Annotated in this window: 1 protein-coding gene; it reads left to right on the top strand. The window is 54.9% G+C overall.

What is annotated here, in order from left to right:
- On the top strand, positions 1–284 hold a 284-nt coding region (locus IAE53_RS11285), incomplete at both ends, for a DDE-type integrase/transposase/recombinase (protein WP_200554243.1).

The raw sequence follows: 284 nt of genomic DNA, 5'->3' as shown, positions 1-284 counted from the left end.
TCATCGCACAGCGTCCAAATCAAAAATGGGTAACAGATGTGACCGAGTTCAAAGTGGCCGAGCAGAAGGTCTACCTGTCGCCCGTGATGGACTTGTACAACGGTGAAATTGTGGCCTACGAGGTAGCGGACAGGCCGAAACTCGAGCTGGTAACAAACATGTTGGACAAGGCCTTCGAGCGCTTGGGAGGCAGCCCCAAACTGGTGCTGCATTCGGATCAAGGCTGGCATTACCAGCATGCGCGGTACCGGCACAAGCTGATTGAACGGGGGTTGAAGCAGAGC

Source organism: Leuconostoc sp. S50, assembly GCF_016624925.1.
Lineage (GTDB): Bacteria > Bacillota > Bacilli > Lactobacillales > Lactobacillaceae > Leuconostoc > Leuconostoc pseudomesenteroides.
The sequence above is the reverse complement of the archived record's forward strand: the minus strand, read 5'-3'. Positions and strand labels throughout refer to the sequence as shown.